Source organism: Aeribacillus sp. FSL W8-0870, from assembly GCF_037963755.1.
Lineage (GTDB): Bacteria > Bacillota > Bacilli > Bacillales > Aeribacillaceae > Aeribacillus > Aeribacillus composti.
In genome coordinates, this window is sequence record NZ_CP150165.1 from 540,095 (window position 1) to 566,348 (window position 26,254).

The 26,254-nt window shown below is 38.6% G+C and carries 21 protein-coding genes and 1 pseudogene; 12 read left to right on the top strand and 10 right to left on the bottom strand.

All coding sequences use genetic code 11. The annotated features are described in order from the left end of the window. The first annotated feature begins 669 nt into the window (after window positions 1-669). The 4 genes from NSU02_RS02800 (at window position 670) to NSU02_RS02815 (ending at window position 4,256) form a co-directional block, all read left to right on the top strand. Window positions 670-2,433: a hypothetical protein gene (locus NSU02_RS02800; protein WP_066246989.1), complete on the top strand. Its 1,764-nt coding sequence runs from the start codon at window positions 670-672 to the stop codon at window positions 2,431-2,433. 441 nt (window positions 2,434-2,874) lie between these two features. Next, on the top strand, window positions 2,875-3,546 hold the full coding sequence (locus NSU02_RS02805; RefSeq protein WP_066246985.1) for an ABC transporter ATP-binding protein: 672 nt from the start codon (window positions 2,875-2,877) through the stop codon (window positions 3,544-3,546). Continuing rightward, window positions 3,543-3,704: a hypothetical protein gene (locus NSU02_RS02810; protein ID WP_162877049.1), complete on the top strand. Its 162-nt coding sequence runs from the start codon at window positions 3,543-3,545 to the stop codon at window positions 3,702-3,704. The genes NSU02_RS02805 and NSU02_RS02810 overlap by 4 nt, the downstream gene beginning before the upstream one ends. 243 nt (window positions 3,705-3,947) lie before the next feature. After that, a complete protein-coding gene (locus tag NSU02_RS02815) occupies window positions 3,948-4,256 on the top strand; it encodes a hypothetical protein (protein WP_066246982.1) in 309 nt (102 codons plus the stop codon). A gap of 496 nt (window positions 4,257-4,752) precedes the next feature. Here NSU02_RS02815 and NSU02_RS02820 read toward each other — a convergent pair whose 3' ends face one another. Continuing rightward, a complete protein-coding gene (locus NSU02_RS02820; protein WP_066246979.1) occupies window positions 4,753-5,688 on the bottom strand; it encodes an EamA family transporter in 936 nt (311 codons plus the stop codon). Between the two features lie 125 nt (window positions 5,689-5,813). Here NSU02_RS02820 and NSU02_RS02825 point away from each other — a divergent pair, with 125 nt between their 5' ends. Next, window positions 5,814-7,268, top strand: a complete 1,455-nt coding sequence (locus tag NSU02_RS02825; RefSeq protein WP_339194148.1) for a PLP-dependent aminotransferase family protein — start codon at window positions 5,814-5,816, stop codon at window positions 7,266-7,268. 55 nt (window positions 7,269-7,323) lie between these two features. Here the strand turns inward: NSU02_RS02825 and NSU02_RS02830 are convergent, their stop codons facing one another. Beyond that, window positions 7,324-8,226, bottom strand: a complete 903-nt coding sequence (locus NSU02_RS02830; RefSeq protein WP_063387889.1) for an AEC family transporter — start codon at window positions 8,224-8,226, stop codon at window positions 7,324-7,326. Window positions 8,227-8,952: 726 nt separating this feature from the next. On the opposite strand from NSU02_RS02830, the gene NSU02_RS02835 reads away from it, so the two are divergent. Both NSU02_RS02835 and NSU02_RS02840 read left to right on the top strand, forming a co-directional pair. Beyond that, window positions 8,953-9,759 (top strand): IclR family transcriptional regulator, encoded by an 807-nt coding sequence (locus tag NSU02_RS02835; RefSeq protein WP_063386360.1) that lies wholly within the window; start codon window positions 8,953-8,955, stop codon window positions 9,757-9,759. Window positions 9,760-9,799: 40 nt separating this feature from the next. Beyond that, on the top strand, window positions 9,800-10,885 hold the full coding sequence (locus NSU02_RS02840) for an XdhC/CoxI family protein (protein WP_339195648.1): 1,086 nt from the start codon (window positions 9,800-9,802) through the stop codon (window positions 10,883-10,885). Between the two features lie 142 nt (window positions 10,886-11,027). On the opposite strand, the pseudogene NSU02_RS02845 reads toward NSU02_RS02840, so the two are convergent. After that, window positions 11,028-11,880 (bottom strand): annotated as a pseudogene (locus NSU02_RS02845) (IS982 family transposase). Between the two features lie 200 nt (window positions 11,881-12,080). Here NSU02_RS02845 and NSU02_RS02850 point away from each other — a divergent pair. Beyond that, window positions 12,081-13,691 carry an IS1634 family transposase gene (locus tag NSU02_RS02850; protein WP_339192846.1) on the top strand — a complete coding sequence of 537 codons (1,611 nt, stop codon included), beginning with the start codon at window positions 12,081-12,083 and terminating at the stop codon, window positions 13,689-13,691. A gap of 821 nt (window positions 13,692-14,512) precedes the next feature. Here NSU02_RS02850 and NSU02_RS02855 read toward each other — a convergent pair. The 7 genes from NSU02_RS02855 to NSU02_RS02885 form a co-directional block, all read right to left on the bottom strand. Next, window positions 14,513-15,598, bottom strand: a complete 1,086-nt coding sequence (locus NSU02_RS02855) for an AraC family transcriptional regulator (RefSeq protein WP_044748621.1) — start codon at window positions 15,596-15,598, stop codon at window positions 14,513-14,515. Between the two features lie 261 nt (window positions 15,599-15,859). After that, window positions 15,860-16,657 (bottom strand): fumarylacetoacetate hydrolase family protein, encoded by a 798-nt coding sequence (locus tag NSU02_RS02860; RefSeq protein WP_044748620.1) that lies wholly within the window; start codon window positions 16,655-16,657, stop codon window positions 15,860-15,862. A gap of 20 nt (window positions 16,658-16,677) precedes the next feature. Beyond that, the gene (ttdB, locus tag NSU02_RS02865) at window positions 16,678-17,289 is read right to left on the bottom strand and encodes a L(+)-tartrate dehydratase subunit beta (protein WP_044748619.1); all 612 of its coding nucleotides are present in this window, start codon (window positions 17,287-17,289) and stop codon (window positions 16,678-16,680) included. Then, entirely contained in the window at window positions 17,286-17,666 is a 381-nt protein-coding gene (locus NSU02_RS02870; RefSeq protein WP_339194151.1) for a fumarate hydratase, read from the bottom strand. Before NSU02_RS02870 ends, ttdB begins: the two co-directional genes overlap by 4 nt. 256 nt (window positions 17,667-17,922) lie before the next feature. Beyond that, window positions 17,923-19,085 (bottom strand): IS3 family transposase gene (locus NSU02_RS02875; protein ID WP_339192833.1). Its coding sequence is split into 2 segments (ribosomal slippage): window positions 17,923-18,830 and window positions 18,830-19,085, totalling 1,164 coding nucleotides; the frame shifts between segments, so codons are not numbered across the junction. 65 nt (window positions 19,086-19,150) lie between these two features. Then, complete coding sequence (locus NSU02_RS02880; protein WP_339194153.1) at window positions 19,151-19,636, bottom strand: fumarate hydratase; 486 nt, start codon at window positions 19,634-19,636, stop codon at window positions 19,151-19,153. Window positions 19,637-19,753: 117 nt separating this feature from the next. Next, the gene (locus NSU02_RS02885) at window positions 19,754-21,028 is read right to left on the bottom strand and encodes an SLC13 family permease (protein WP_339194154.1); all 1,275 of its coding nucleotides are present in this window, start codon (window positions 21,026-21,028) and stop codon (window positions 19,754-19,756) included. A gap of 316 nt (window positions 21,029-21,344) precedes the next feature. Here NSU02_RS02885 and NSU02_RS02890 point away from each other — a divergent pair, with 316 nt between their 5' ends. Genes NSU02_RS02890 through NSU02_RS02905 form a run of 4 tightly spaced genes read left to right on the top strand, consistent with a single transcriptional unit; the run spans window position 21,345 to window position 25,881 of the window. Further along, window positions 21,345-23,744, top strand: a complete 2,400-nt coding sequence (locus NSU02_RS02890) for a xanthine dehydrogenase family protein molybdopterin-binding subunit (protein WP_117017035.1) — start codon at window positions 21,345-21,347, stop codon at window positions 23,742-23,744. Beyond that, complete coding sequence (locus NSU02_RS02895; RefSeq protein WP_144597178.1) at window positions 23,731-24,543, top strand: N-acyl homoserine lactonase family protein; 813 nt, start codon at window positions 23,731-23,733, stop codon at window positions 24,541-24,543. The genes NSU02_RS02890 and NSU02_RS02895 overlap by 14 nt, the downstream gene beginning before the upstream one ends. Further along, window positions 24,533-24,919, top strand: a complete 387-nt coding sequence (locus NSU02_RS02900; RefSeq protein WP_327873640.1) for a VOC family protein — start codon at window positions 24,533-24,535, stop codon at window positions 24,917-24,919. Before NSU02_RS02895 ends, NSU02_RS02900 begins: the two co-directional genes overlap by 11 nt. A gap of 20 nt (window positions 24,920-24,939) precedes the next feature. Further along, window positions 24,940-25,881: a xanthine dehydrogenase family protein subunit M gene (locus tag NSU02_RS02905; protein ID WP_327873641.1), complete on the top strand. Its 942-nt coding sequence runs from the start codon at window positions 24,940-24,942 to the stop codon at window positions 25,879-25,881. Window positions 25,882-26,254: the final 373 nt, after the last annotated feature.

Here is a 26,254-nt window from a genome sequence, read left to right on the forward strand (position 1 = left end):
TATAGAGGCATTTTTTGATCTATAATGCAAAGACATATAATAAATAAAAAAGATTTTTGTCCTTCATTATTTCCTATCAGATATAATGCTGCCTCCTAAGCGGAATGATACCCTTCCATGACTACAAAATCAGTAATAAGATCCCTACCAAGCCAAGCAGGATAGAAGTTCATACTTGCCTGATCTGTGGGTTAGAGTGTTGAAAAAAATTTAAAAACTTGAGTGAAAGTTTTGTGAATAAAATTTACAAAGATGTATTGATAGTGGTCTGAATATATCTTAAACTTAGGTGGTAATAAAAAGTATTTTAGTAAGTAATTTACTGTTAATGGCTAAAAGAAATAAAACAAGCTGTCTTTTCTTTTAGTGTGCTTTAGCAGTCGGCTTTTTAACGTTTGCACTGTGCTCACTCTCTTCAGCGTTTCCAGCTGCAGATCGTGAAAGTGTAGCGGCGGTTGTCTTAAACGTTGTTGAAGCTGGCGGAGCTATTACTGCACTCGTTTCTATTCCAACAGCAGTTGGTTCAGACGGACGTTCATTGAGCGCTGCAGCAGGTTAAGAAGCAATTCGTTAATATCTAAAGAAGGAAATCAAGAAAAGTGATTATCGCTTGAAAGTCAAACTATTTTTCGATGAAGAATTTTCATACTTTGAAATACAGGTGAGAGAATGTTAATAAAGCTATTATCACTTATGCTATCGATTCGAATGGAACAGCAATATTCTGCTGTCATCGAATTCATTATTAAAAAAGCGCCCTTTTTAAGAAAACTTAGTTCAAAACAGTATATGATGTTTTCTTTTATTCTTGATATTTTGCTTGCCTTCGTCATCGTATCCGTTTTGTACAAATGGCTATACTCCCAGCAATATCGCCAGCAATGGGAGAGTGGTTTCATTGTCTTTTTTCTTCTTTATTCAATTTTTAAGGGAGCCGGAGCTTATCGAAGAACTCATATTCCACCGTTTATGGATCTTATTCAGGCTGCTCCAGTCTCGTTCAAATCAATACATATCACATTTATTGCTTTAGAGCTGGTATGGAGCATTTTTACAAATTCCAGCCTATTTTTTGTTTATATTTTATTTCAATCACGAATTGCGGAATCATTAGATGCTTTATTCTGGATGAAGCAGTTGAATATTTTGCTGCTGGGCGCTCTGTTGTTTATGACGAGCAATAAACTTGCAGGTGCCTATATTCATAACATTGTAGTAAAAAAAATAGGGTGGGTCCGTTTTGTATTTTTCGCCGCTGTCTCAACTGCTTTTTTTATGCTGGGGCGCGTTCTTGTGTCAGGTCTTCTAGTCCCTATTTTCAAAACATTTAAGGATAATTTTCCATCCTTTTTGGCTGCAGCTGAAGATACAGCTTGGGTCAATCTATCTCAGCAGCTGATCAATCTATATGGGAATAAAATAAACTCCTTTCAAAAGAGTTTATTTTCAGATGGCTCTTTATATTTGCAGATTGAACATTTTATTGGGACTCCCTGGATGTTAGGGCCTCTGATTTTCCTTCTAGTTGGCGTACTTTCCTTGCCTGTTAAAATGATTCCAACTGAAGATCATGGAGAGATTAAGAGATTTCGTGACTTTTTTCACTTCTATCTACAGCTGCTGCATTGGGTACGTTCTATTTTTTTGCCGAAGAATGCACTGATTTATAAAGATCTACAAATCATACGTGAAAAAAGATGGCTGCTCTCAAAAGAATTTTTTAATTATATGGTCTTATCTTACGAAGCATTTTTTTATATAGGGTTCTTTACTGCATGTATGTCAGCGACAGGTAACACGGCTCTCCAAATACAGCTATTATTTACATTGAACTTGATGGTTTTAGCTAACCAAGCAATGGAAATGAGAATGTTGACTCCTTCTTTCTTTTCTTTTAGCACCGAAAAAAGAAACATATGGATGTACCAACTATCATTTTTTTCGTTAACTGAATTCTTTTGGGCAAAATTGAAATTGTTTTATTGCCTATATTTAATTCCATCTTTCTTTTTGACGATAGGGAATATAATGATTCTTATGTATTTCCAAATAGCTGATCTCAGGATGATCATTCCTTTTATTGGAATAACTATCTCTTTTTTCATTTTTCCATTTATTCAATTATACTTGTTTCCATTTATCACCAAGTTCCATTTTATTCATGAATACGAGATTGGAACAACAGAAGAAGAGGAAAACATAGTAAATAACGGCCAAGCTTTTATGAGGAACTTTCTCGTCATGCCTTTTATTTATTACTTGCTCGCATCACTATTTATTGGTGGATTGAGGGAAGCGGCAGGTGCTGTCAACTACATATCTGTTCTATATTTTATGATAGTTTCAGCCATTTGCCTAATTGTCTGTAAGAATACAATGAAGAAAGGAATTGACCATGTTGAAAAAGTTAAAATCCTTTCTATTACTGAATAAGTGATTGCCTCGCTGGGACTGATTTATTTCTTGTGTTTGAACTCGCTGCCATATACTCGCAATGAGCGCATTCCAAATTTACAACCAGGAAACAATTTTTCTTTCGCAGTTATTTTTATGTTAGATAGCTATCAATGTTTGGAATTGGTTCGTTGACTTGATGGAAGATGACCGCAGTCACTTTGTTTTACAACAATTCTCATAGGGAAAATCACGACTTATATGACCGCTGTCATGTAGGACTTACCTTTTTCTCACACAGTGCTTGAAAATACCGGAACTATTAATTTTTTCAATCATAAGTACTTATCCCTTTATCTTGATATTTCTGCTTTATTACGGAATAGTTTCTTACGCTAAAAGGAAGCAGAATAGGGGCTGTGGCGTATTGTCTCGCTTTATTGGATTATAAACTGTTTGTTGATTATTGGAGGATTTCTAATGGTTAAGCTTCAAGTTTCACAACTGGCTTTTCAGTATGAACAAACTGCAGAAAAAGGAGCATTGCTGGAAAATGTTTCTTTTCAATTACATGCAGGAGACCGAGCATGTATCATCGGAAAAAATGGCAGCGGCAAATCAACTTTGCTAAGGCTAATAGCGGGATTAATCCAACCGGATTCAGGCAACATTTTATTTAATGAACAGTATAAGCCTGGAACAGATCGTTTTAAAGAAGCAATGGCCTATATTCCTGATAAACCACTTGTTTATGATGCATTAACTGGATTTGAAAATAAGGAGCTTATTCTTTCACTTTGGAGGATCAAAAAAGAAAAAAGAGCTGCATATGAAGAAAAATTCCAAGAGCTTTGTGAACAGTTTGATCTGACACATGCTTTGCAAAAGCCGGTCAAACATTACTCTCTAGGCATGAAATGTAAACTATTCCTTATTAGTATGTTAGCAAGATCACCTGAGTTGATTATTTTGGATGAACCTTTTACTTCATTAGACGAGGCCTCACAAAAGCAGTCAATCATGATGCTGAAAGAAGCGTTCAAGGAACAATGCATTTTATTTACAAGTCACCAGCGATATATTTATGCCGAATTAGGCAGCCGATTTTTTCTGCTTGAAAACAGACAGCTAAAGGAGATGAACCTCATATGAAAACTTATTCTCTCATTATGATCGCAATCAGTTTAGTCATGATTTTGGCAGTATTCGTGCTGAAAATAACAGCATTGCTTGTCGGAAAAATTCTTCTAGCTGTTGCTGCTGCTTTTTTGGTCTCCTCACTGATTCGTTTAATAAGTCTCAAAAAATAAAACCTGCCGACAGACAGCATTTCGGAAATTCGTACAGAAACAGGTGAAGTTTTTTGAAGGCACTGCGGATTGCCTCCCGGATTCAACAGTGAAATCTTACAGAACTAAAGCAGATGGCAGAATCGAGGAAAAGAAATTGTTCGTTAAATAATCAAACAGAGGGGAAGACAGAAAAACATTTTTGTTTTAAAATATTAAAACCGAGTATATAATGAAGAAAAGATGTTAAAGGGGCGTGAATACATGAAAAAAATCGTTGCCCTGACAATTTTTATTTTTATAAGTATTACCTGTTTATACATTTCTAGTGATCGTTCCAGTCATACTATAAATGCTGTACACGAAATTAGCACCATCGATCATTTGGCAGAAAATTTTGCTCCGATTGATGGACCAGATATAGGAAAAGACTCTTGGGTTGATATTGCCAGTTACATTTTTATAGCGTTAAGCACCACTTATTTCTGCTATTGCTTTGTGCAATCTGTCAAAAGACGGTTTTTGCTAAATCCCGTCTTTTACGAATCGAATTATGTGGTCTCACCTGCTTGAATGAATCATAAACAAATCATTCAAAGGAGGATGAGTACCATGATATGGTTACGTATGTTTTTAACAGCATTTTTTTCAATTACAGCTCTCTCTTTATTGTCTTATCAAGGATTGGAAATTTTCAACGCGTTTACTGACTTTTTTAGAAAAAATTAATGGATTGAAGAGGGTTAAATAGAACTCTCCTTTCCTATCAGCTTGCGGAGAAAGAAGTATTTTTTCTCTGCAAGCTTTTTTATTGTTGAAAATAGCCCACTTTGCACATAGATAAGTCGTCGTTCTTTCATTTGCCGCAACGTGGCCGATCTGAAAAAAATCAAGTAATGGGTAAATTTAAAACATATTAAGAGAGCTGTGCAAAAGAATCCGGCCAGCTTGTCCTCTGAATGAGAGAGGCAAGCTGGCCTCATTTTTTTAAATCGCTATGGATGAAATGGCACACTGAAAGTTTTTGTCGCAGGGATTTAACGGCTTTTTTTAAAATATTCCAGAGTTTTCAATCAAAATTTTTTGAAGCGGTCCTGTGAAATAGCGCTCCCTTTTTCCAATACTCATAAAAAGTTGATCGATTAGTTAAAAATACACCAAATAAGATCAAGAAGGCGCCGATCAGCGTAATGGGTTTCATGATTTCATTTAATATTATGTAGCCGGCGATTAGCGCGACAAGAGGCGAAATGTAAAGCCAAGTTGACGGAAAAACCGGATTTGTTTTTGAAACAAGCCAATAATACAGCCCGTGGCCGACGATGGAGCCGATGATGATTAAATAGAGCAGTGATAACACCGTTTCATAGCTTGCCAGCAGCAGCCATTTGCCTTGTTCGCCCGTTAAAAAGGATACAGCCAATAAGAAAATGCCGCCGTAAAACATTTGTACGGCATTTGAAAGAAACGGCGAGATATCCGGATGTTTGCTTGTAAACATTTTTGCCCGAACTGTCCCAAGTCCATAAAACCACTCGCTTAATATGATCATAAAGCAAGCCAAAACCCACATGCCGGAGACAGACAAAGAGAACCCCGGTGAAGAGATCAAAAAGACGCCTATTAAAGCAGCTGCCATCCCTGCTAATTGTTCTTTTTTGATCGGTTGTTTATTCTCTCTTGCCTGATGGAGCAGCACCATCATCGGGCCTGTTGCAGATAATACAGCAGCTAGTCCGGACGGGATGAATTGCTCAGCCCAATATAATGAAGCAAAAGTGATAAAAGTTAAGCAAAAACCGTTAAACACGAGCGAAGAGGAAAATAAAACGGTTTTCAATCGATAGTTCCGCATTTTAAAGACGGCCATCATAATCACCCCAGCGGCAAAAAAACGCATTCCCGCTGAAAAAAACGGCGGTGCCCCTGCTTCAATTCCGATTTTGATAGCTAAAAAAGTTGTTCCAAAAATTAAGCATATAAAACAGTAATTCAAAATAACCACGACGAATAACTCCTTTTTGTTAAGTTTTTTGATATTATAACGACAACGGTATATAACAGTACAATGCACTGTATAACAGTTATGCGCTTTTATCTTTTGTCTTTTATGTAATGGGAGGGGAGACAATGCAATTATCGATTAATAAAAAATTAGGCACCCCATATTATGAACAAATCAGCAGGCAAATCGAAGAACGGATTCAATCGGGCATGCTTCCTCACGGTGAAAGGCTTCCTTCTTTAAGATCGTTAGCAAATGAACTTAATGTAAGCTTTCTGACGGTGCAAAAAGCCTACAAACTGCTGGAATTGAAAGGATATATACAGATTCAGCAAGGTAAAGGTGTTTTTGTTGCAGCAGGAAAGAAAAAATCATATGAAAAGCACTCTGAATCTTTCGACTGGCAGCATCAGATGAAGATGAATGGAACAAGATCACAATATCTCGCCTATCGTGAAAAAGAGATTTATGACTTTTCCCAAGCAGTCGTTTATCCAAGGCTGCTTCCATCTCACTTCCTTGTTCAAGAAATGAAAAAAATATTGGAGCAGCATCCCCTTGTGTTGTCGACATATGGTCCTATTGAAGGAGATGAAGAATTAAGGTATGAAATTGCCAATTATTTATTTAACTTCCATCACTTATCTGTTAAACACGACAAAATGATCATTACAAGCGGTGCACAGCAAGGAATTGACTTAGTGGCGCAAACTTTGTTAAGTCCAGGGGATGTTGTGATGGTTGAAAGCCCTTGTTATGGTGCGGCCATTGATGTGTTTGTCAATAAAGGATTTCAAGTCGTATCGATTGGAGTAAATGAAGAGGGACTGAAAGTGGATGAATTGGAGGATAAATTGCAGGTGCATCAACCAAAACTATTATATGTAAACCCAACCTTTCAAAATCCTACTGGAACATGCATGCCGGAAAAGAGCCGCAAGCAATTGGTAGAACTCGCAGAAATGTACCATTTTTTAATTTTAGAAGACGATTCGTTCAGCGAAGTTTCATTTGACAATATTACGGTGCCAAAGCCAATAAAATTCTTTGATAAAAACGGTCACGTCATTTACCTTAAAGGATTTAGCAAAACAACTGCGCCAGGCATTCGCATTGCGGCTGTCATTGTGGATGGGGTTTTATTCGATTGGCTGTACGGCACGAAAGCGACAATGGATATCGGAAGCCCGCTCTTACCGCAAAAAGCGCTGCTTCCCATTTTGCGGACGGAGCGGATGAAAAATCATATGGAAAAACTAAAAATTGCACTTGAATTAAGAAGAAATACGGTTCTTGACGCATTCAAAAATTTAGAGGAAGTAATGATTTATAAACCAAAAGGCGGATTGAATGCCTGGATTAAACTTCCATCCGTGATTCAGCCAATAAAATTGCAAGAAGCAGCTCGGAAAAATAAGATTTCTTATTTGCCCGGAAGCGCCTGTTTTCTTCATGAACCGAAACAACATTATATTCGCATCAGCTATTCTTATTTGAGCGAGCATGATTTGCAAGTCGGTATCGAAAAGCTGGTGGACATTTTGCAAAATATGATGGCAAATTATAAAAAAGAGATGTGACACATTTGACGCATTTGAGCTGCCGTTCATGTAATGCTGCTCGCTCGTTTCTTTTTTAAGAGAGCAGCGCAAGCAAGAGCGGCACTGTAGCAATGCTGGCCAGCGTCGTGGTTAATGTGCTGAATGAAACTAAATCTGGTTCTGTTTGAAATTGAACAGCAAACATTGTCGTGTTGGCTGCAGTAGGCATAGATGCAAGAATGATTAAAATTTTTGCAAGCAAGTCTTCAAGCGGAAGACAAAGAATAATACCAATTGAAATAATAGGCGATATGATCATGCGAATGATAAAGATGGAAGCGACGTCGCCAGCTTTTACACTTTTTAGCTGGATGTTGGCGAGCTGCATTCCGAGAATGACCATAATGGTCGGAATCGTTGCATCGGCAATCAAACCGACAGGCTGCATGATGAAATCAGGCACCGGAACATGCAGAATTTGAAGCAAAATGCCGGCAGCTGAACCATATAAAACGGGCATTTTCACTATTTTCATAAGGGCGCTTTTTATGCTGCTGTCTTCTTTGCTGCCAATGGCAGCGTAGTAAAGACCGATCGTATTCATTAAAAAGGACTGGATAACCATCATGATGACTGCATAATCAAAAGCAGTTTGACCAAAAACAAACAATATAATTGGGGCCCCATAGTTGCCGCTATTCATGAAAACAGCTGATAACATCATGGCAGACTCTATCGATTGTGGCAATTTTTTTAATTTACTTACAATTTTTACGATAACCATTAATATGAAACATAAAAGCAAGCAAAATATAAGAATATAAAAATAATCAAGTGTAATTTTGTTTGTATAAAATGTCCGGAAGACAAGAAACGGATACATTAAGTATGTCGTCATGACCGAAATAGATTTAATGTCAAAGCCAATTGTTTTTTGCCCTACATATCCGACTGCAAAAATGATAAAAGCCGGCAATACAATCAGTACAAATTCCATAACCTTTTCACCACTCTGCGTAAAATGAACAAACAATAGAGCATTGAGCAGATGCCCAATGCTTTATCACGTAAAGTTAAAGCTGAAATATGAAAGCACGCCAATTCTTTTTTAGATAGTTGCAAAGTTCAAATCGGCTGCCACCTTGCCTGTTCCGTCCATATTCTTCTTACACAAAAGGATAAAATACCATTCTTCCTAAAAATACCCAAAACATTTGAAAGCCCAATTGTTGAGACCACTGTATTAAATTGGTATAAGCAACACCTATTTCAAATAATAAAGTAAAAGCCCAGTTATTAGCAACAAATTTAATAAATTTAAAGATTCACAGAAGAAATCCGAATAAAATGTAAAAGTTATATTGTTAAGGAAAATGAAAAACAACTTTAATTTTTTACGGAACTTTATCATACTCTTATTATTTTATGTCCTTGAAAAGCGGATGGGAAAAAATTTCTAGAACAAACTGCATGATATTTTCCATCTCTAAGAATTTTGTCTTATCACCATATTCTATTTGATCCTGCACAATTTGACGTACTCATCTCTCCTAATGGTTGGTTGCCTGAACTAAGCAAGAAATTTAATAATAGTAACTTCATTTAGAATTTATAGAAAATAATAAAAATTATATTGACATAAAAAAAGGTCTTTTTTATTATTAAAATTGAAACAACGTTCCAAATTTGATTTGTGAGCGGTATCATAGGAGGAGAAATATTCATGGTCAATCCTAAGCCCTCAGATAGACAGATCAATTCAACAGTTATAAAAGCACTCACTGTTCTTGAGAAGGTTGCTTTTGCAAATGGCGGTATTTCATTAGCTGATTTAGTGAAAGAGTTGGATATGCCGAAAACTACCATTTATCGGCTGATCGAAACGTTAAAGCATTGTGATTATATTCATTTAGATGCAAATACTGAAAGATACTATGTTGGCTGGAAAACGGTACAAATCGGTGTTTCGGGATTGAATAATATTGAAGTTGTCGATATCGCTGCCCCCTATTTGACAAAATTGGCGGAGAAAACGGGAGAAACTGCATTTTTGGCTGGCTACTACAACGGAGAAATTGTTTATCTTTACAAAAAAGAGGGGACGCAGTCCATTCGAACGACAGCTCAGCTTGGGATGAGAAGACCTGTTCATTGCACAGCGGTCGGAAAAGCGATTCTTTCCACTTTCACATGGGAGGAAGTCGAAAAAATTTTAGAGGAAAAAGGGATGAAAAAATATACAGAGAACACCATTACAGATGCTCATAAACTTCGGAAAGAATTACTTGAGATTAAAAGAAACGGTTATGCGATTGACAGGGAAGAAATTGAAATAGGATTAACTTGCTATGCCGTACCTATCTTTAATTTTACTGGAAATATGGCCGGCTCAATCGGATTAGGCGGTCCAACAACGAGAATGAGAGAAAATCAAAATGATTTTACATCGCAATTAAAAGAAGCAGCATTTCAAGTTTCCAGAATGTTGGGATACGTTCCGAAAATAGGGGGAGAGACAGTTGAACGATAACAAAAGTATTGTAGACCAAATTTTGGAGAATGGAAATAAAATGAATAAAGCGGCGATAGCGACAGTCGTTCGTGTAAAAGGATCGGCCTATAAACGAGAAGGGGCCAAAATGCTAATTGATGAAAGCGGTAACACAACCGGCTTAATTTCTGGCGGCTGCCTTGAACCCGATGTTGCCGAAGCTGCTAAGCAGGTTATAGAGAATGGAAAACCTGTGCTAAGGCGTTATGATATGGATGAAGATCTCGTCTGGGGGCTGGGGCTAGGATGTCCTGGTACTGTTGATATCTATATTGAAAAAATCAATTTTGATGAATTAACATTAGATCGCTCGATTGAAGATTTTTCAAAGAATCCATTGACAGCTTGGCTTTCTTGTGTAAAAGAAGAAAAAATGGGTGTTTTAGCAACCACTTTAGACTTACTCCGTTCACATTCCGGACAGAAGCAAATTTTTGTTTCTGAAAACTATCAAACGGTAGGTAAGCTGGACAATAATGAATTACATCAATTCGTCTGCGATTTTTCGAAAAATCTATTACAAAGTACAAATCCAAAATCGGAAACAAAAACATTCACCTTATCAAACGGAGAAAAAGTCGATGTATTTTTTGATGTAAATATTCCTCCGATTGAATTAATCATTTTTGGTGCGGGTCATGATGCCATTCCTTTAGCAGAGTTTAGTGTTAGATTAGGATTTAATACAACCGTAGTCGATCCAAGATCAGCCTATCTAACAGAAGCTCGTTTTCCAGGTGCGAAAAGAATTTTAGCAGATGCAAGCTCAATTCCCGAAAAGGTAAAAGTCAGTTCCAAATCGTATGTGGTCATTATGAACCATCATTTGGAACGAGATATAAATGTTCTGAAACATATACTTCATACGGATGCAAGGTATATTGGGATTTTAGGTCCGCGTTCTAGATGCCAAAAAATATTTAAAGCTCTTCAAATAGACGACATTGACCAATATGATCACATATTTAATCCTGTTGGATTAGATATTGGTTCGGAGTCTCCTCAGGAAATAGCGTTAAGTATTCTTGCTGAGATCATTGCTTTTCGAAACAAGCGTGCGGGCGGATTTTTGCGTAAGAAAAAAGACCGTCAGTTAGTATCATGAGCAGCTCATGATCATTTTAATATTCCTAATATTCCCAATATTCAAAATAGTTATCCCTCTTTAAGGAGGTGATTACAAGGATTACAAGGACAAATGATCCTAATCAAAAAATAATTAAGAAACCCGTGGTGCTAGTTGAACTTTAACGCTCAACTAGCCCAAGAATTACGAGTGAATAAGTTAGTAAAATGCCATCCAAAGCTGATTCAAATCCAGAAACAGAGTTGGCTCGAATCTCTGTGATCCGGTACTGATCAATGAGAACTGAAAACACGGTTTCAATGACTTTGCGCTTTCGTTTCATCCACCGTTTCCATGCTTTCGATTGGTGGATCTTCTGGTTTTTCCGAACGGGCGTCCCAAAAGCGATCTTGTATTCATCATACAGCTTCTTTTGCAAGTCTTGGCTCACATATCCTTTATCACCAAGTGCGTACGGATGAGGAAGTTGGGTCATCACGGTTTCTGCAGCTGTCCGGTCGTGGCAGGATGCTTCGGTGACGACATATCCCATCGGAAGCGCTTGGTCGGTGATCTGAAGATGAAGCTTCAACTCATAGTAAGCCATCTTTTTGGATGCACAATACCCAATATCGGCGATTCCTTGAAACCGTTTGACACGATACATTCGTGCGTGGTGGCAGAGTTCAATGGGTAAGCTGTCCACTACTGCATAAGCGTAATGTTGTCCGCGTTTGGCTAGTTGATATCGGATCCATTTGACGGCAAAGCCAAGATTTCAACAACGACGGTTATATCGAGAGCGTTCAGGAAATAAATCTTTCGAAAATAAGTTTCCGATCACCAATCGGTGCCAAGCTCGTTCGGAAGTAAAGTCAAACAGCTTTCCCAAAATGTGAATCGCAATGATCTCGTCATCTTCTTGTTTTACCAAATGACGGTTGCGGCGTTGAAGATGCACAGTTGAGCGGAGACAAAAAAGAAAATGGCGGCATATTGCTTTTGACTGTAGTAAAATGAAAGTGCTCTTGCACGAGAACTTCTCCTATTGATGTTTCGTTGCCCTTTCATTTTAAGCTCAAGTTTGACACCATTTCACTACATGTGGATAACTAAAGGTGATTATACCAATAGTTATCCACTTTTTTTATCGAAAATATAATCATTATGTAGTGTTATGTGGATAACTTTTGTATATCCAATAATATGTAATATATGTTATACTATTAGTGCTATGTATATTCGAATTAATAAGCAAAAAAATAAAAATGGTTCTGTTCGTCAATATCTACAAATATGTCGTACATTTCGTGTAGACAATAAAGTTCGGCAACAAACGCTTTGTAATCTAGGGAGGTTAGAACATTTATTAGAGAATGGCTCTGTCGATAACATAATCGAGGGATTAGCCAAATTTTCAGAGCGTTACTTTGACCGAATTCACGGGCAAGGGTCTTCCTCTTCTGTCTCCGTGCTTTGGACAAAAGAGTTTGGGCCGGTTTATCTGTTCCGAAAGGTATGGGAAAAGTTAGGGCTTGGTCGGCTATTACGTAAAATCATGGATGATTCCGAGGCTGCTTCTCAGTATGACGAAGCCATTTTTGCCATGGTGTTAAACCGTCTCATGGATCCCAATAGTAAGCATTATATCTTCAAACAATGGATCGACACGATTTATGCAGAAGGTCTTTCAGACATTCAACTCCATCACTACTATCGTGCATTAGACTTCTTAAGTGAACAAAAAGAAAAAATTGAGGAACAACTTTATGGACATTTAACCGATTTAACCTCATTAGAAGTAGATATCGTGTTTTACGACACGACAAGCACCTATTTCGAAGGAGAGGAAGCAGACGAACTGCTGGCTCACTATGGTTACTCCAAAGATCATCGTGGAGATCGAAAACAAGTCGTGATTGGCTTATTAATGACCAAAACAGGGATTCCGATTGGGCATCAAGTCTTCCCTGGAAACATGCATGATACGAAGACATTTGGCATGGTGGTTGGAGACCTGAAGAAGCGCTATCCTATTCAGAAAGTCATTCTAGTGGGAGACCGCGGAATGGTTAGTGAAGCCAACTTAGATCAAATTCGTGAACTGGGCATGGAATATATTGTGGGTGTCAAATTACGAAAGTCGAAGAAAGCCCAAGAGCTATTATCCATCCGTGGGCCATATAAGAAGGTTCTTCCGAATCTAAAAGTGAAGTCAAAGAAAATCGATGGCGAAACGTATGTACTCTGTTACAATCCGGACGCTGAAGAACGTGATCGAGCGAGTCGTCAAGTCGTGTTAGAAAACCTTCAATCGAAGCTTGATGAACTCGGTCCATCTGGACTCGTCAAAAACCGTGCGTATTCCAAGTTTTTAACGATAGAAAAAGCATCGGCCAAAATTGATGAAGAGAAGGTATCCAATGACGAAAAGTTTGACGGAAAGTACGCCATTCGGACCAACTCGTCATTAACGGATGAAGAGGCAGCACTTGCCTATAAAGAGTTGTGGAGAGTGGAACAAGCCTTTCGTAACCTGAAGTCGAATCTAGAACTTCGCCCGATGTACCATCGAGTGGAATCTCGTATTCGAGGCCATATCATGGTTTGTTTCCTTGCGCTTGTCATGGAATCCTTTTTGGCCTATAAGCTAAAAGAAATAGGATGCCAAACAAGTGTAAAGGATATTTTGCATGATGTAAGCCAGATGAAGGCCTCGAAAATACGCGTGAATGGTGAAGAGCAAATCGTTCGTACAGAATTACAAGGTCAAGCAAATCTAGCATTTGAAGCACTTGTCACACAAGCGCCTCCTAGAGTATTAGAAAAAAACACGTGCCACTAACAAGTGTAGTGGTACGTGTTGTGGGTAAAGTCCAAAACACCAGTATTTTCGGGCTTTTCTTTAGTGTACTCTGTCAAACTTGAGTTAAGGAGATCCTCATGCAAGGGCTTTTTTTTGCTTGTCTGATTTTATATAGCACCAAGGGTGAAAAAACTGTGTCGCAAAAACACGCGCACCCTCGGACGGAGTATCGAAGAACGCCCGCAGGAATGGGAAGAACGCAAGGAATTCGGCCATTGGGAGATGGACACGGTCATCAGAAAAGTGCAATGATAAAACCCTGATGACCGTAACCGGGCGAAAGATGTGCCGAGAAATGATCGTTAAGATAAACGGAAAGAACAGTGAAGCTATAGTCGCTACCATCGCTGACTTACAAAAATGGTATGGTTCTCTTTTCCACAAGGTGTTCAAAACAATTACAGCAGATGTGTAAATCTATCCCTTTTGGGCTTAGCCAAAAGCGAAGCATGCCGTCCAGCAACTTGACATGGATCCTCTGTGGGCATAACTTGCCAGCTAGGAACCAGCAATAAGGTAAGCTGGCTCTCCATTTAGACTATCATGCCCGCCACCCATATAAAGTTGCTCGATAATCTCAGGAAGCATCCAGCATTCGATCTGTTTATTTAAACAGCGGTTGGGTCTTGGTTTTTTTTTTTAAATCGTTAAATTTATTATTTCCAATTTAAGGTTCCTTTTTTGTTTTAATTTTCTGTGATTTTGATTTTTTGTAAACGTTTTCTTTTTCTCGCATCCTGTTTGTAGGTGCGATTTTCGCCTTTTTGTCTTCAACGCTTGGTATTAGGAAGGATCAAGTACTAATCATTTGCTTCTCTACGCCATTTATCATATAGATTTATAAGTTTAACAACAGAATCATCTAAACTATCTATAATTTCCTTCATATCAAGAAAGTCCTCTTCGCTCAAACCTTTAGGTATTTTCTTGTTACTGATTTGGTCGGCAACAACTTTATTTTTCATTTCTTCCCTGCCCATAAGCAACGTATTAAACTCATGCTCCTCTAAATATCTTTTTTCCCGCAACTCAGTCTCGTGCATCTTTTCTTTGAGGAGCTGCTTCCTGTACTCTGAAGGCGTTTTTCCAAAGTTTTTCTTAAATGCAATATTAAAAGCCTTGACATCAGAAAAACCGTGTGACAAAGCGATATCAGAAATTTTTCTTTTTAAATCCGTTAAGTCATACGTAGCTTCACGAAGTCTAATTCTTGTGAGATATTCGTAATAATTAATACCGAGCTGTTGCTTTACAATTTGAGAAATATAACTTTCATGATATCCTGAAAATGATGAAAGTTCTTCAAGACTAATTTTATTTTTATAGTTTTTTTCAATATACGCAACAATATTGTCTACATCTTCTTTTCTCTTTTTATTTCTAACTAACTCTTTTGAGGACATCATTTTCGGAGGAAAATCTCTGATCAAATTGGCTATTAGCTGATTAAGAAGGCTCTCGAAGTAAATTTTTTCTTCAGGATGTTCACCTTTTATATATTTAACCATTTCGAGCGCTATATTTCTTAATCGGCTAAAACTCTCATTATTTCTAGTTTTAAAGTTAGATCTACATGAAAACTGAAGTAAATGATAGTCTTTGTAATAAGAGCGAAAATATATCGGATTAAGATGAATAACCATAGCTATTGAATTTATCTTTTTCGCAAGAGTAGCATGCCCAACATTAGAGTTAACGAGCATAATATCGTCTTCTTGCAAAATATATATATTCCCGTTTACGCTCATTTCAACCTCGCCTTGAAGAACGATGATGAACTCTAATGATTCATGCCAGTTGTAATGATAATGCTTGATATAATACACGTACTGCTTTACATCTATATCTTTTTTATCATTCTTCCATTCATAGTATACGATACTCATTAAATCCCCCCGACTTTTTTTATATTTGTAAACAGCCCGACAACATTCTTTTACTTTTTTCGACACAAGCCCTATCATCCCCTCTCTCAGAGTGAACTTTTTCACGTCCTTCTATAGGATAGTGAGTCCTAATCTCCCTTCTTCCACATTTTCTCAAACCGTATCCGGGATTGGAAATAATCCGCACAAACAATCAAAATACCCGTGGTGCTAGTTAAGTGTTAACGCTCAACTAGCACCACGGGTAAAGACTAATTGCTTTTACTTCACATAATTACAAAGCTTACCCATACCTTCTACTTCGACGACTACAGTATCTCCTCGCTTCATCGCACAACTGCCGGAAGGAGATCCTGTAGCTAAAACATCGCCGGGCTCTAACGTCATAATTCTCGAAACCCAACTTATGAGATAAGGGATCGAAAATAACATCTGATTCGTATTACCTTCTTGCACAACTTTCCCATTTAAAGTCGTAACGATTCGTAAATTAGTTGGATCAATACCCGTTACAATATACGGACCAATAGGACCAAAAGTATCAAATCCTTTACCTCTAGTAAATTGCGGATCCGTTTTTGTAAGATCCCTCGCGGTCACATCATTAAATATCGTACAGCCGAAAATATAATCTAATGCATGTTCTTCTTTTATATTTTTTCCTTGTTTTCCAACAATAAGCGCTACTTCTCCTTCCATCTCCACCTGGTTAGTTAAATCACTTGGCGGAATGATAATATCCCCTTGATCCGGAATCAAGCAAGACGGCGGCTTTAAAAACAAAAATGGTTCTTGGAGACCAACCTTCCCTCCCGTTTCAACAGCATGTTCAGCATATGTCCAGCCGAAATTAATAATCTTTGATGGTACTATCGGTTCTAAAATCTGCACATCACTATATTTTACTTTTTCACCATCGTATTTTAATTCATTGTGGACAATGTCCTTAAAATCACTAGACAGTTGTAAAATTTCATCTCCTTCTAAAACGCCATAGAAAATATTGCCTTCATATCGTTGATACCGAATTATCGTTTGGGTCTTGGTCATTATTCGCATGATTCACAAAACTCCCTCGACTACTTAATAAATCCTACCTGCTTGCTAATGTACTCATATTGCTCTTCTTTTTTTCTATTAAACTCCGCTTTATTTTGTTCGAATAGATTGTTACCTTCTGCATCAATGGAAACAATTAAAGGACCAAATTCCTTCACTTCACATACCCAAAGTGACTCCGGCATTCCTAAGTCTGTCCAATAAACGTCCTTAATCCGTTCAACTTTTGTTGCAGCATAAACTGCATTACCAGCGGGAAAGACGAGATGAAGAGCTTTATAAGTTTTACACCCTTCTTCTGTCCTTTTCCCCATTCCACCTTTTCCGATAATCAGTTTAACGCCAGTTTTTTCAATAAATTGTTTTTCGAATTTTTCCATTCTCATACTTGTAGTAGGGCCGATAGAAACAATCTCATACTTTTTATCTTCAGTTTCTCTCACGATGGGACCCGCATGGAAAATCGCTTTTCCTTTAAGGTCAATCGGTAACGGAATTCCTCCTTCAACCACTCTTCTATGAGCGACATCTCTGCAAGTAACTAACGTTCCGTTTAAGTAAATAATATCTCCTATTCTTATATTCTTTAGATCTTCATCTGTTATTGGAGTAGTTAATATTTTCTTATTCACAACTTTACCCCCTTGTGTGTGTGAATTTCATAGTTCAAATTTCTATCAAAAGTGATTTTGCCTCTTCTATGCGACCAACAGCCTGTATTAACAGCTACTCCGATAGTAGAAGGATGTCTTGCTGAGTTCACGACGTTAACTCCCATGACAGACTTCGAACCTTTTAATCCTTGAGGACCAAGACCGATCGCATTTATTCCATCTTCGAGAAGTTTCTCTAATTTAGCAGCGTTTTCATTTTCATTTCGACTACCGACAGGCCTCATAAGTGCCAGCTTTGAATTTAAAGCTGCTGTTTCAACTGATGTACCGATACCTACTCCGACGAGAAGAGGAGGACATGCATTAATTCCGTAGCTTGTCATACGATCAAGCACAAACTTGACAACCCCTTCATATCCCTCACTCGGCATTAGTGGATTTAAGTCAATATTTTGGACACCAATAAGTGAAATTTAATTTTGATCTCATGCCATATTTTTCATGACATCGCTGGTCGCTTGACATGGAGCCTCTGCGGGCGTGGTGTTATGCGAAGGGCGAAAGGGGCAATGATTTCTTTCGCATGGCAAACAAGCCTACCACGCCCCGCCACTCCATGTAAAGCGGATGCTTGTAAAATTGTGAAGAGCACTACGCTGCCCCTTTGATACTGTCTTCTGTTTCTTGTGGCGTCATATAGCCCAGGCAGCTATGAATCCGTTTCCGATTGTACCAGCCTTCTATAAATTCGAATAAGGCTCTTCTGGCAGCTTGAAAGTTCAAATAGTTGACTCTGTAGATCTCTTCCTTTTTCAGAATTGCATGGAAAGACTCAATGCAGGCGTTATCGTATGGGCAACCTTTTTTACTGAAGGAGTGTTTGAACTGCTTCTTTTCCATGTATTCTGCAAATTTCTCGCTTGTATACTGGGATCCCAAATCAGAATGCAAGATCAATCCCGGACCTGGACGTTGTGCCTGATAAGCGTTTTCTACTGCCTTTAAAGCCAGTTCAGTCGTCATGTGGCGGTCAAAAGCGTAACCGACAATCTTTCTGGAATGTAAATCCATTACGGAAGCCAGGTAGCACCAACCGTCTCTCAAAGTATGAATGTACGTAATATCCGTAACCCATTTCTCGTTGATGGTTGTCGTTGAGAAGTCCTGGTTCAGCAGGTTATCGTGTTCTTCCATCTTGCCCTTATTGGAATGGGGGCGGTACTTTTTTCTGATAATGGAATAAATGCCTGCAGCCTTCATCAAACGCTGAACCCGTTTCAGGCTGACTTTGAGCCCTTCTTTTTCAAGCATATGGTGGATCTTCGGTGCTCCGTATCTCTGCTTGCTTTCCGTATGGATTTTTCGTATTCTGTCTGTCAGCTCCCGGTTTTCCCGTTTTGTTTTTGACTCTGTTTTTTGTTTGGATTGATAGTAGGTACTTCTCGGCACGCCAAGGACCGTACACATGGTTTTAAGGTCATAATGGTGTTTGGCTCTTATCTCGTCAATCATGGATATAACAGTGGTTTGATCTACTTCTTTGCGAATATGGCCATAGCTTTTTTTAAGATTTCGTTTTCCTCTTTCAGCCGGTGCAATTCTTTTTGCAGGTTCAGAAATTCTTCCGGGGTAAAAGAGCCCCCGTCATCCAGCTTAACCGGTTTTTGTTTTCTGATCCATTTGTAGATTGTCGTTTCAGACAGGCCATATTCGCTGCAGATCTGTTTTACTGGTGTTCCAGTTTGATAAAGCTCAACCACCATTTCCTTAAATTCAGCATGATAACTTTTACGTTTTTCGCTTGTGTTACCCATATCAGGACACATCCCTTCGTTAATATTATATTTCACTAAAGGGTGTCCATGAAACTATACTAGCATCATAGAACCGTTGCCACTCCCGGAAGTGTACACCCCCCGCCTGCCATATAAGTATAAATTTCTGCTTTGTCACTACCTTCTACTACCTCCCAAAAAATGCTCGGTGTACCGCTGCCGATATTCTTTCCAGTATTAAATTCATCAAATGTTTCAACCGAATTATGACGTAATGGAGTTTCTTTTGTTGCTTTATAGGTACTCTCTCTTAAAATACTTTCTAACTGTCCAATTAAAGGAAAGTCTTCGCCGCATTTCACAAAAAACTGTAGTACACCCGTATCTTGACAGGAAGGTCTCTTTAACTTATAAGCTATCTTTTGATTTTCAAACATCGTTTTGTATATGGTTTTAGCAAGCTGGTTGCTTTCCTCTTCACTCAGTTCTCTCAATTTACTTTCCACATCATCTGGAAGCTTATAGCTAACGAGTGAAATAAAATTCGACATCAGTTCAATCATTTTTTCTTTTTGCTGTTTTTTATCCATCAAAATCTCAACCTCACTTTCTAATAAGATAATTTTTAAGTCGATTCAACTTTTAAGTATGAGTTTGAACAATGGTACTTTTGTTTATAAGCTAAAATAAAGCGCTTAACCACCATTTTACCTATAGAAAGGAAAGAAAATCGGTAACAAAATCATCGATACAATAATTGAAATAATAATTAACGGTGCGCCAGCTTTTACATAATCTTTAAACTTATACCCTCCTATACCATAGACCATTGTGTTTGCCGGCATTCCAATAGGTGTCGCATAAGCCATGGAACCACCAATTACTGTCGCCATTAAAACGGCCCTTGGATCTGCACCCATAGCACTAGCAATGGAAAGACTTATAGGAACGAGCAATGCAGTTGTCGACGTATTCGACATAAAGTTTGTCATCATCGCCGAAAGTATTAAAATAACGAACAACAGAACGTAAGGAGATGGAGTGTTTCCTACAGCACCAATAATTGAATCGGCTATGACCGCCCCTGTTCCAGTTACATCTATAGCTTTAGCTAGTGCGAGAGAACCGACAAATAACATGATCGTATCCATATCTATTGACTTCATCGCATTACTTTTAGAAATAATCCGCATCGCTACTAATATTAATGCTCCTATCCACGCTGACACATAAAGCTTTATTCCAATTTGTTTTTCAAATACCATCGCCAAAATAGTTAATACGAGCACAATGAAGGACATATGCTGTTTCCATTTCGGTATGCTTGAATAATCGATTTGTTTATTGTAAATGGAATCTGAATCTAAAAGAGTATCTTCACCCTTTGGTAAAAGCTTATGACCAAATAAACTGAAGTACAAAATACCTACAATTAGAATTGGTAAACCTGCTTTGGCATACTCAAAAAAGCCGAATTCTAATCCAATATCTTGAAGCGCTGACTGAGCAATCATATTTCCAGGCGCACCAATTAAACTTAAGTTCCCTCCCATTGCAGCAGCCAACACAAGAGGTAACAATAATCTGGAACGCGAAAAACCGGATTTCGCTGCAATACCTATGACACACGGTATTAAAACTGCTGCTGTTCCAGTATTAGAAAGAAATCCAGACATTAATCCAGTAACTATCATCACAGCTATGATTAACTGTTTTTCTGTTTTAGCAAATTTAGTAACAACCTCTCCGACTTTTTGTGCCATACCCGTTTCAAAAAAAGCAGCACCAACGATAAACATCGCCATGAAAAGAAGAACATTTTCATTAACGAACCCAGCAAAAGCATCAGCAGGCTCAAGAACCCCGGAAACCGTAAGACCAACTGCAACGATCATTGCCGTGATAGATAAAGGGATTATTTCCCATACAAACATAACAATAGCAAATACTAGAAAAAATAAAGTGATAAACACCTCGCTCATCCAACATCCCCTTTCTCATTCTTTATTTTGAATATAGAAGACGTCTTCTTGATGCATATAGTAATCATTTGCAAGCGCTTAATCTATCCAATTTTTTAAATCTTTATTTTCTCGTTTGAATTAGCACTTTTTGATATCGCCAAATAATAAAGTAAGCACTAACTAAAAATAACCTAAATATTCAAATAATAAAATTAACCTTATAAGGCATAAACGCACAATATCCACAAAATTTCATTATCTTCAACAATATAAAAAAATACTTAGTAAAAACTTTATATTAATTAAGAAATAAAAAAACAGAGGAGGCGAAAAAATGGTTACTGTAAAAAAAGGTTTAGGTGTAAGTTTGAAGCGTAAAGAAGACATAAGACTTTTGACTGGTAATGGACAATTTACCGATGATATTGAAAAACCAGGCATGTTACATTTGGCCATTGTACGGAGTCCTCATGCTCATGCACGTATTGTAAATATTGATGCAAGCAAAGCGAAAAAACTGCCTGGAGTAGTAGCTGTTCTAACGGGAGAAGAGGCACTTCAATATTCAGGACCACTTGCACCGACGATCAATATATTTAACAAAGTACCAGAAGTGTATGCGATTGCCTATAAAAAGGTTCGCTATGTCGGTGAGCCAGTGGCCGTTATTGCTGCCGAAGACCGATATATTGCTGAAGATGCAGTCGATCTTATTGAAGTAGAATATGAGGTTTTACCAGCTGTTGTGACGATTGAAGATGCACTGGAGCCAAAGGCGCTTCTTTATGAAGAATGGGGAGATAATAAACAATTAGAATCGAGAACCACTATCGGCGATATAGACGATGCATTTGCCAATTCGGAATATGTCTTTGAAGAAACCATTACACACAACCGCTACACCGGAACTCCGATGGAGTCTCGTGTATGTATTGCCGAATATAATCCTGGATCTAAAAAGATGACAGTTACATGCTCGACACAGGCACCTTCTCAAGTACGCACGCTGATTGCCCAGACATTGCAAATGCCTGAGCATAATATACGAGTTATTGCCCCGGATGTTGGCGGCGGTTATGGCACAAAGTTGCAGGCAAATGCAGAAATCATTGCTTGTATCATGGCGCGCATGCTTGGCAAGCCGGTTAAATGGACGGAAGACAGAGTAGAGAATATTCTAACTGGAGTTCATTCTAGAGACTATACTTGCACGGTGAAAATTGGGTTCGACAAAGATTTTCGCATCACAGGACTTCAAGCGAAGCTGATTGGAAATATTGGGGTTGATGGAACTTGCCATGCACCGGGAACCCCTGCTTTATCGGTAGCAGGTGCTTATTTTCCAGGTCCATATAAAGTGCCTGTTTATGACGTAGAAATCATTGGGGTCGTTTCAAATAAAGCGCCTTATGGTGCGCACCGCGGATATGGAAAGGATATTGCCAATTATCCTATTGAGCGGATGATGGATATAGCAGCTCGAAAACTTGGTATATCACCAGAAGAATTAAGACGTCGCAACTTTATAAAGAAAGACGAATTTCCTTATCAACAAATTTCTGGGCCGCTTTATGATAGCGGAGATTTTGATAAACTTATGGATCTCGTAATGGATAAAATCGATTATCAAAACTTTAAAAAGAAACAATTAGAGCTTCGTAAACAAGGCAAGTACATTGGACTTGGAATCGCCGCTATGCTTGAGCCGTCTGGCGCTGCTGTCTTTAATGGCATATTTAATGGTTATCAGGCAGCAACTGTACGAATGACGCCTGAGGGACATTTCCAAGTATTAACCAGCCATCAGAACATAGGTCAAGGGGTTGAAACAACGATTCCACAAGTTGTTTCACAAGTTATGGATGTAGATATAGACGATATTCGATTTGTTTATGGAGATACGGATATTACGCCGTACGGATTAGGTCCATTTTCTTCCAGAGGTGCAACGTATACTGTTTCTGCCGTATATGAAGCTGCCAAGATGTTAAAGGAGAAGCTTTTAAAAATTGCCGGTTATCTGCTTAAGGAAGATCCGGAAAATCTTGAAATGGCAAATGGAACAGTAAGGGTTAAAGGGACGACAAATCCGGAAGCAGCCATCAGTTTAAAAGAAATCGGCAATAAAGTTTATCTATGGCCGGGACCTTATGCGACAGTGCCGGAAGGAATAGATTGCAATTTAGAAGCAACCTATACATGGACGAGTAAAGTAGTGAAGTGGGAGCCTGATGAACACGGGCGAGTCAATCTTTATACGACACATCCGACAGGAGTCTTTGTTGCTCTAGTAGAGGTTGACATTAAAACCGGGCTTGTGAAAGTAGACAAATTCGTTGTTTCCCATGATTGCGGCACAATTATCAATCCTATGATTGCAGATGGACAAATTGCCGGCGGCATCGCACATGGAATTGGTGGCGTGCTGTTAGAAGACCTTGCATATGACAGCAACGGATTAATGACAAACCCTGATTTTCAGCATTACTTATGTCCAACTGCAATGGATGTATCAGACATCGAAACCATTCACATGCAATCCCCATCACCTTTTACACCGCTTGGTACAAAAGGAATGGGAGAAGGCGGAACGATTCCGTCTCCAGCAGCAGTAGCGAATGCGGTAGAAGACGCTTTATCACCTTTTGGTGTAATTGTAAAAGATTTACCAATTACTCCTGAACGAGTTTTAGAATGGATTAAGCAAGGGGAAATGCAAAATGTCAAATCATAATTGGGAAATATACCCTTTGGTGCTTGGAGAAGCAGATGTATCAAAGGTATTAGATACATTTTGGTCGCTGAGCGGCGACAAATCGATGGTAACGGTGCCGATTTTAGCTTGGCTTTTAGTTCCGACATTTAATGAAGAGCCAATTTTAGTGGACACCGGTTTTCGAGATGCTGAACGCTGCCAGACCGTTCATGGCTTAGGTCCTCATCGGACAAAACCTGAATGGAGCCTTCGCACCCAATTGAAGAACCATGGCTTTACAGCTGAAGAGATAAAAAAGGTAATTCTAACTCACCTCCATTATGATCATGCAGGAGGATGCGCCGAATTTCCGAATGCAAAATTCATCGTCCAACGCACTGAATTGCAGGCTGCTGCGGCACCAATGGTATCTTCGCAGCTGAAAATCGGGGGAGGGGCGTTATTTTATGACAGAAAAGACATTGCAGAATTAATTGACCCATTGTGGCCTCAAGTTCATTTGATCGAAGGGGATACAGAAATAGCTCCTGGGGTGAAATGTGTCTTATTCCAAAACACTCATACGCCAGGCAGCCAAGCAGTATATGTCCAAACTGAATTCGGCACCGCAGTTATTCTTGGAGACATTGCCAGAAATGTTGAATTAAATATTAATCAAGAAATTCCACCTGGATTAATTTACGATTTAGAGGCTACCTATCGAGCGATGATTCGAATTAAGAATGAGGCTGATATTGTTCTTCCTAGTCATGATTATGAAGTAGTAAAAAAATATAGGAACGGACTAAAAGAAGGGACGTCAGTTCATGAAAATTAAAGGAATTGAACGAGTGGCATTGCAGGTAAAAGACATCGATCAATCGATCAAATTTTTTTCGAGGCTCTTCGGAACAACTTTTCAGCGGCAAAATGTGCAAATAAACGATTCCGTGATAAAAGTGGCTTTTTCTCCGCTAGGAATTGAACTTTTAGAAGAGACAGATTTAGAGAAAGAATCATTGAGAAGCTTTCACCTTCGTGTGGAGAACATACAAGACGTTCATCCTGCTGTTTTGGAAGCTGGAGGTGAGATTCTCGCGCACTTTACAGTGGGAGAAATGGAACATATGATTGCGAAAATTGGAGATTTTCGAATTGTATTTGTATCTTACGAAGGTAATGATTCTTTGAAAGCGTTATCTTCCGGAAAATGATAGGTTAGGGGGAAGAATGAATGAAACCAGTTCCATTTGAATATGTGGCTGTTAAAAGTGTAAATGAAGCGATAACCGCACTCGAAAAGTACGGAGACAATACAGTCATCATCGCTGGAGGACAAAGTCTGATGCAGGAAATGAATTTAAGGCAGGCTCGTCCTTCATGTTTGGTTGATATAAATGGGATCACAGATCTTGATTATATTGAAGAAACGGGTGATGCCATTAAAATCGGGGCATTAACAAGACACCGCACCGTTGAAAAGTCTGAAATTGTAAAACGAAATTGTCCTTTGCTTCAGGAAGCCGTTACTCATATTGCGCATTTCCAGATCCGCAATCGAGGTACGATAGGAGGAAGCCTGAGACAAAATCCGCCAGGCGCTGAATACGGAGTCGTTGCTCGTGTGTTAAATGCTCAGTTTGTCATTGCCGGTCCTGATGGCAAACGCGTACTTTCCGGAGAAGAGTTTTTCGTCAGCCACTTTAAAACAGCAGTGAAACAAAATGAAATCATTGTCGAAATCATATTCCCAAAATTAACAAAAGAGACGGGATATGGATTTTTGGAAGTAACAAGAAGACATGGACATATTCCCATTGTTTCAGCAGCGGCGACTCTTCAGTTAAATGAAGATGACACGGTGAAAGATGCTCAGGTAGCTTTAGGGAATGTCAGCCCTCAAGGTGTCCCTTACAAAGTGCAATCTGTTTCACAATTGATTGGGAAACCATTTACTCAGGAAATTCTTGATCAATTAGCAAACGATATAAAGAATGAAGTCAATCCAGATCCTGAAGCAGATGCAAAAGCTGGCTATACATTGCAGCTTTCGAGAATCATGGGACGCCGTGTTTCTGAAATTTCCAGTGCTGAGTATCGAAAAGAAGCGTCATCCGTATTGAGTATTCGGGCTTTACAAAAGGCATACCAACAAATTAAAGGAACATTTCAGTAATGAAGAAAAATAAAAAGTCCCCTTGGTTTTGATAAGGGTTTGAGGCCGTTTCCCTAACGAAAAAACCAAAGAGGACTCACTTGTATTATAACTCGATGAAAAAATTAAGCAAATGACACTAGTAACAGTCATTACCTGCATTCATCTTTTCCGAAAAGAGCTCGAGATGATCGCTGCTCGTTTCATTTTCGAAAATTCAATCATTGACTTTGAACCATTGAAGAAAGGTCATTTGTAGGTGTTGAATCAGACAAAATGACCGCTATAAAAGGCTTGATCATACCGAGAGCCGGCGGTCTTCTTTTTACGAATGCTGTCACCACCGATCGCTGCGGCTTTAATTCGGAATACAGACGAATTTTTGTAAGTGTAC